This window comes from Staphylococcus sp. HMSC62A08 (genome assembly GCF_001839105.1).
Classification (GTDB): Bacteria; Bacillota; Bacilli; order Staphylococcales; family Staphylococcaceae; genus Staphylococcus; species Staphylococcus caprae.
Genome location: NZ_KV840027.1, coordinates 545723 through 552813, shown reverse-complemented (window position 1 = coordinate 552813; position 7091 = coordinate 545723). Strand labels below are relative to the sequence as shown.

Sequence of the window (7091 nt, the reverse complement as noted above, 5' to 3'; positions counted from 1 at the left end):
ATGTTCATTTGAATAAAATCAATCTTTTCCATCATATCTTTTTTATAAACAAAAGTCAATGACTTATCAAGATTACTTTATTTATTTTAAAGTGTTTTAATCACCTTTGCAAGGGTAAGTTTTACACTCGCTTAACAATTGAAACAAACACTTTACAATCGCTTTTCAGCGACTTTTTTATAATATCAATTTTATGTTTTTAAGTCAACAATTAAATTGCATTATTTTTTAAATTTTGTGAGTGTCGTTTTCGTAGCTCACAAAGAAATATTCTACCATGATTTCTAAAATTTGCAATAGAAAAATCATACAAAAACGAAATTCGTCTTTGTATGATTTAATAAAGCTCTTTTAAAATTGTTTATTTATTTTTGAGTGCTAGCAATGACCTTTCTAGCAATAGATGTATAAATCTCACCTAAGCGATCATCAGGCTGATAAATAGATGGTGAAAAGTCCTTTGGATTCCATGTTGGTTGTTCTAATGGTAATTCTCCAAACAATTGAGTATCTAACTCATCAGCGAGTTTAGTTCCCCCACCTTTACCAAATACATATTCTTTATTTCCAGTTTCTTTACTTTCAAAGTAACTCATATTTTCGATAACGCCTAAAATTGAGTGGTCTGTATGTTTTGCCATAGCTCCAGCTCTAGCTGCAACGAATGCTGCTGTAGGATGAGGTGTCGTTACAATAATTTCTTTACTAGATGGCAACATAGAATGAACATCTAATGCAACGTCTCCAGTACCTGGTGGTAAATCAAGTAAGAGATAATCTAAATCTCCCCATTGTACTTCTGTAAAGAAGTTTGTCAACATTTTACCTAGCATAGGCCCTCTCCAAATAACTGGGGCATTTTCCTCAACAAAGAATGCCATTGAGATGACTTTAACACCATGACGTTCTACTGGAATGATTTCTTTACCATCTACGCCAGGTCTTTCATCAATACCCATCATATCTGGAACACTAAAACCATATATATCAGCATCTACAAGTCCAACTTTTTTACCTTCTCTTGCTAAAGCTACAGCTAAATTTACAGCTATGGTTGATTTACCAACGCCACCTTTACCTGATGCAATTGAGATAAATTCAACTGGATTATTTTGAGAAAGAAGTCCTTCAATTGTTTTTGGTTTTTCAGTTCCCTTACCACGATATTTCTCAACTGTTTCAGATGGTAACTCTTCGAAACGGATACCAACTGTATTTGCACCATTTTCTTTTAAAGCTTTTACAATTGCCATTTGTAAATCTAATTGTGGTTGGCCACCTAATTGAGCCATTGCAACTTTAACACTTACGTGCTCTATCTCTTCTTTGATGGTTACGTTAACAATTCCATCAGTTTCTTTTAAAGGTACATCAATAATTGGATCCTTTAACGCACCTACTATCTCTTCAACTTGATTTACCGTTAACAAAGTAAATCCCCCTTAATCAATGTTAATTTATCTACATAATAACAAAAGTTATTCATTTACGTAGTTCATCTGTTTAAGTATAAGGCTTTTTTAATGATAAAAAAAGAAGTTAGCCTACACAATTGTATAGACTAACTCGATAAATATATTTATACTTCTCTAATATTTTGAGATTTTCTATTCGGCTCTTTGATAAATAAGGCTAAAATAAAGGCAATAACAACAAAACCTGTTACTAATGCAAATGAAACATCGACACCAGCAGCGACCGTTTGTCTTTGTAATAATTCTTTACTAGCGTGTGCTGATGATGAAGGTCCTAGCCATTTTGCACCTATACTCATAAATGTAACCATTAAAGCTGTACCAAGTGAACCTGACATAACACGTCCAAAGTTCATTATAGCAGTACCATGTGAGATGTTTTTATTTTCTAAGGCGTTAATACCTGTAGTATTAATAGGCATCATTAGTAATGAAACTGCGAACATTCGGATCGCATATATAATGATGAGATACGTATATGATGTATCTGCTTTTAGGAAACAAAGCAACAGCGTACAAATAGTAAGTAATGTAAATCCTGCAAATATCAGAGGTCTCGGTCCATATTTATCATAAAATCTTCCTGTAAATACTGACATGATACCGTTAATAATAGCGCCTGGCATAATAACCAAACCGGATAGTAATGCAGATAAACCTAATGCATTTTGAACATACAATGGAATAAGTAAAGCTGGGCCGACCATTGAAAGCATGACAATCATGGAAGTAATTGTACTGAAACAGAAGATTTTACTTTTAAATACTTTAAGATTAAGTAACGGGTTAGCAATCGTTATTTGTCTTCTTATAAAGATTAAAATAATCACGATACTAATCACGAGTGAGCCAATAACAATAGGATTTGAAAATCCTAAATTACCGGCGCTACTGAAAGCATACAACATTAATCCAAAGCCAATCGTTGAATATATAACCGATGGCTTATCTAACTTTGTATCTTTCGTTTCGTTGTAACTTGAAATAGAAACTAATCCAAATATAAATGCAATTAGAGCAATTCCAACAATAATGATAAATGGAACTCTCCAACTTGCATTATCGATGATGAGTCCTGTGAAAGTAGGTCCAATCGCAGGAGCGAATTGTATGACCAATCCAGCTAGACCCATGGCGAAACCACGATGTTCTTTTGAAAATAATGTAAATAACGTGAATTGCATTAATGGCATGAGCACACCAGCACCTATCGCTTGTATGACTCTTGCAGTCATTAATACTCCGAAATTCGGAGCAATAGCAGCTATAATTGAACCTAATAAAAACGTCCCCATCGCTCCAAGATATAGTGGTTTAGTTTTTATTCTGTCCATTAAATAAGCAGTCAAAGGAATCATGACACCATTTACCAGCATGAAACCTGTTATTAACCATTGCGATGTATTTTCGTTAATTTTTAATTCACGCATAATATGAGGTAAGGCAGTATTTAATAATGTTTGATTTAATATTGCAACGAATGCACTAATTAACATCACTGCCACTATTAAATTACGTCTATGTTTGGGTAATTTTATAGTGTCCATAGATAATTACTCCTTCTTGTTTGATAACAGTTTTTTATTTAACCAAAATTAAGATCTCGAATCAATCTAATTGCTTATTTGATTATTTTTTATTATTTAAATTTTTACTTTCCGGATAGAAGATTTCCTTACAGACAAATAAAAATCCTATGATTATCATAATTACCCAAAATTGAATATTTATATATACATAATGGATATGAACGATGAAATAAAACATGATTGTTGTGACTATAAATGAAATGAGATGATAAGTGATACCTTGAAAGTATGGGTTGTTAGGCAATTTTTTCTTAAAATAGTCCATTAAATGTTCAATCGCAAACAGCGTAAAATATCCAAAAATAATATAGCTACCGTAATAAAATAAATTATCGTAAAAGCCTTTATTATATTCAAAGTATCCTAAATGAAAGAATATTAAAATTCTACTCAAACCATATAAACCAAAACCTAAAAAAGTTAAGAAAATTGCCCCTGACAGTACAAAGATAGCGAGAACAATAAGTGTTACTGCTAAATTATAAAATTTATTTTTAAACGACTTCACTTTAATTGTCCCCCCTCCTTAATCAATACATATTTATAGTATCACTTATACCCAACCTTATAAAATTTAAAAAACGCCCACACACATCGTAGACGTTTTTAATGTTTATTCATTTAGGATTTAAGTATTTGATAATTCATCATTTCTATAAAGGAATGTCCATATAAGCGCAAGGCATATCGAAATAACAGAAACTAAACCTAATACATTGTGTAAGTCTGAACCAAATAATCCTGCTTTCAAAGCATACATATATCCCATAATTGTTGATCCAACTGAAGAACCTAAATTTTTAGTTAATGCATAGAATGACATCATCTTTTTCATATTTTTGGTGAACTCTCTTCTTGGACGATAACGCTATCTTTAGTATATACAAAGCCAAAACTGAGTCCCGCAAAAATAACTGCAAAAGCGATTAAAATTGGTACTTTCAAACCGAATATAATAACAATGCTACATATTAACAGTATTGTGAATGCACTTATATATAAGGCTTTTCTAGTAAAATGCGCTTCAATTTTAGCTAAATTAAAGTTCAGTGTAATCCATGCCACGGATAATGGAAATATAACCAATCCACTTTGTAATGGAGACAAGCCTAATTTTTCTTGTAAATAGACTGGTATATAGAGATTGTACCCCATTAATGACATAGCGATAAATAAATCAGTAATAAATGCAAGAACGATTGATTTATTAAATTCTGCAACTGGTAAAAATGGATTTTCAGTTTTCTTTTCCATTTTGAATAATAAAATCATAACAATCATCGCTAATATAATAGAGATAATGTTTAATGAAATGTGTCCTTGATTTAAAAGACCGAACATAAGTAATGCTATAAAGATATAGAAAACTGATAGTCCCTTTACATCAAAATTAGTTTTATTGACATTTTCTTCATCTGGAAAATGAAAAGTAATGAGCACTAAAATGATAGCGATAATAGCAATTGGTATATTGATGAAGAATAACCAATGCCATGTAGCAAATTCTAAAATTGCTCCCCCTAATAAAGGACCTACAATACTTGAAATCCCCCAAACACTACCTACGATTCCCATTATTTTATATCTGAGAGGTATTTCAAACGCTAATTTAGGGACAATTTGAGATAGTGACATCATTACCCCTGCACCAAAACCTTGGATTACTCTTGAAATAATTAAGAAGGTAAATGTTTCGCTTAATCCCGACATCAAGCTTCCTATTGCGAATAAAGCCACTCCTGTAACTGCAATGTAAATAATTTTAAATCGCGACAGTAATTCCCCAACAATTGGGTTAGCAACAACTAAAGCTATAAAATATACTGTAAATACTAACGAAACTAAATTTCCAGCATGTAAATTGTTTTTAATTGTTGGTAATGCTAAAGAAATAATGGACGTTTCGATTGCAGCCATAAACATAATTAGTATGAGTGCAGTGACAGTAACTATAGATTTTAATTTCATTTTAGTTTACCTCCCTTTCTATGATTTGTATCGAACCTTTAAAATATTAATACGTTATATCGATTAACACAATCGTGCATTAGTATTATTTTATAATGTTAAAAAAACAAAACGGCAGAGTAATATAAACTCTACCGCTAACATTCTTAAATGAAATATAAAATACCTACCATATGTAATAATGAAGCTATAACGATAAATATATGCCATATCATATGGAAATAAGGTCTATTCTTTTGAGCATAAAACCATGCGCCAATGGTATATGAAAGACCACCAAGAAATATAAATAAAATAAATAGCCAAGACGTTCGTATAATAATGATTGGTAAAAATATAATACCAATCCATCCCATCACTAAATAAACAATTAGGCTTAATTTATGATTCACTTTTGTAGCTATAGATTTATATAATATTCCCCAAAGCGTAGTTCCCCATAATAGAATCGTTACCAGCCAACCTATCCAACCACCTACGACAGTTAGCAGCACAGGTGTATAGGTCCCAGATATCGCCACATATATCATGCTATGATCAATAATACGTAAAATATACTTATGTGCCGTATGATTTTGCATCGAATGATACACTGTTGATGAGATAAACATCATAAATATACTAATTATATAAATAGATACACTTACAGACTCCAATGTGCCACCATTATTAAAGCTGTGCACCGCTGCATAAGGTAATATAAATAACGTCAGTAATGCTGCAGCACCATGAGATGCTGCATTACCAATTTCTTCCCCAAACGTTAAAGGAATGATGTCCTTAAATGTTTCAACAACAGATTCGTTTTTATGCTTAGATGATTGAGACATCTATTCCACCGTCCTTATTTAAATCAATCCCATTCTCTTTAAATCTTCAGTAGCTGTTTCTACACTATCTTTGCCTTCTTTATTTTTAAGTGGTGAGAACTCTTCTTCTCTAGGTACTTGTAAAGTAATGAAACTTGTTCCATATTTAAATATATCAAAATAGAACAACTCAAATTTTAATGTAGGTCGTTCTACTACTCCAAAATCCTCATCCAATTGCTTTAATTTTTTGATAGCCAAATGATATGGTAATTCTCTATCTACCGCACTTTTAATAAATGCTAATTTAAAGGCATGAATACCTATATTAGCATTGTCAAAATCATTTGCTACTTCAGGATTTAACTCAGAATACTCGAGAACAGTGTCTTTGCAATCGATGTTAACTAATCTACCTACACTTTCTCCTTCACGGGGTTGTATAGTCTTCGAAGTAACATCTCTGTTATTGCTAACGGTATATCCAGCGAACAATGGATCTAAGACTTTAACTAGTACATTATCTATATTGTTTAGGAATATATACTGAACATGATCTTTCTCCATTTTATCTAAATAACCTGCATCTTTAAGCGATTTAAAGACGCCCCCGTTACCATTTGGCGTTTCCATAATGTGACCATCTCTATCTAATACAAGCTTTCCATCTTCTCCTAAAGCGACCATGTTTGCTTGTTTGAAAAAGTGTATATGATTCGCATCATATTCAAAATAATTATGCTGTTTGAAGTATTCCAAAGTTGCTTCATGGTTAATATCGCTTGTCATTATATACCAATTGATAGTGTGACCTGTTTGTTCCTTTAAGTTAATTAACTGACGTGCCTGTAGTTCAAATAAACTTACCCCTTCTATTTCAAATGAACCTTTAGGTCCCTTATAGCCTAAACGCGTACCTTGGCCTCCAGCCATTAAGAGTACAGCGAATTCGCCATTTCTAATTGCTTCATAACCTTTTTGTTCATATGTATATCGTTCTTCATCTGTTAATTTGGATTTCACTTCATATTTAACTTCAGAAACCGAAGAAACATCTTCAATAGATTGTCTATTCACATATAAATCTTGATATAAATTTTGAATCGATTCTAAATCAAGCTGTTTTACCTTATTATCTAAAGATTCTTTCTCATTATTACTCATCAATTTCTCATATTCATACAAATGCTCTTGGTTATATTTTTCCAATCGATTTTTGTCTAACATGATTACGCTCCTTATGTACTAAT

The 7091-nt window shown here is 31.9% G+C and carries 5 protein-coding genes and 1 pseudogene; all 6 read right to left on the bottom strand.

The features are described from left to right. Positions 1-365 precede the first annotated feature (365 nt). Complete coding sequence (locus HMPREF3264_RS03470; RefSeq protein ID WP_002443634.1) at positions 366-1430, bottom strand: P-loop NTPase; 1065 nt, start codon at positions 1428-1430, stop codon at positions 366-368. 149 nt (positions 1431-1579) lie between these two features. After that, positions 1580-3022, bottom strand: coding sequence for an MDR family MFS transporter (locus tag HMPREF3264_RS03465; RefSeq protein ID WP_002443637.1), 1443 nt, complete (start codon positions 3020-3022; stop codon positions 1580-1582). Between the two features lie 82 nt (positions 3023-3104). Continuing rightward, on the bottom strand, positions 3105-3572 hold the full coding sequence (locus HMPREF3264_RS03460) for a SepA family multidrug efflux transporter (RefSeq protein WP_002443640.1): 468 nt from the start codon (positions 3570-3572) through the stop codon (positions 3105-3107). Positions 3573-3692: 120 nt separating this feature from the next. Continuing rightward, positions 3693-5032: pseudogene (gene sdrM / locus HMPREF3264_RS03455) on the bottom strand (multidrug efflux MFS transporter SdrM). Between the two features lie 146 nt (positions 5033-5178). Continuing rightward, positions 5179-5862 carry a PAQR family membrane homeostasis protein TrhA gene (locus tag HMPREF3264_RS03450; protein ID WP_002443645.1) on the bottom strand — a complete coding sequence of 228 codons (684 nt, stop codon included), beginning with the start codon at positions 5860-5862 and terminating at the stop codon, positions 5179-5181. Between the two features lie 18 nt (positions 5863-5880). Then, positions 5881-7068, bottom strand: coding sequence for a UTP--glucose-1-phosphate uridylyltransferase (locus tag HMPREF3264_RS03445; RefSeq protein WP_070830365.1), 1188 nt, complete (start codon positions 7066-7068; stop codon positions 5881-5883). Positions 7069-7091 lie beyond the last annotated feature (23 nt).

Coding starts and splice junctions, on each gene's coding strand:
- HMPREF3264_RS03450 (WP_002443645.1), bottom strand. CDS start 5,862: ATGTCTCAATCATCTAAGCATAAAAACGAATCTGTTGTTGAAACATTT.
- HMPREF3264_RS03445 (WP_070830365.1), bottom strand. CDS start 7,068: ATGTTAGACAAAAATCGATTGGAAAAATATAACCAAGAGCATTTGTAT.
- HMPREF3264_RS03465 (WP_002443637.1), bottom strand. CDS start 3,022: ATGGACACTATAAAATTACCCAAACATAGACGTAATTTAATAGTGGCA.